This window comes from Vibrio sp. Y176, assembly GCF_033438945.1.
In genome coordinates, this window is record NZ_JAWOQS010001077.1 from 1 (window position 1) to 538 (window position 538).

The 538-nt window shown below is 43.7% G+C and carries 1 pseudogene; it reads left to right on the forward strand.

Going from position 1 to position 538, the window contains the following annotated elements:
* A pseudogene (locus tag R7O13_RS30285) lies at window positions 1–538 on the forward strand (GGDEF-domain containing protein); the annotation flags it as partial.

Sequence of the window (538 nt, forward strand, 5' to 3'; positions counted from 1 at the left end):
ATTCGTAAAGCGATTCCAGATAAAAATGGCGTAGTACAAGCGGTAATGACGGCTGGCTTTAACATGAATACATCGTCAGTGTTTCGTAACGACATTCATGCTAATGAACACAATCGCGTGTCCCTAATTAGAAACGACGGCTACCTTACGTTTAGCTCATCTGAAGACACCACGATCAAGGACTATCAAAAGCCCGCCGATGATTTAAATAAACAAGCCTTATTGGATCAAATCCAGCAAGACTACGGCTGGGATACCGACCAAGTAAAACAGCTAACCCGAGCAATCAATGTCGTCGTCGACACCCAACGTTTGAATGAATTAATCACACTCAAATACCTTCCTGATTATGGCTTATGGGCGGCGTCGTCAACCGATTTGGGCTTCATTAAGCGCGGCTTTTACAGCCAATTTGCGTTTTACTGCATCGTCTTTCTGATCGTTCAAGCAGCGTTTTATGCGCTGTTTCGCTCAATCGCTAACAATGAACACGAAACCAAAGAGCGTTTGCTTTACCAAGCTTGTCATGATCATCTAA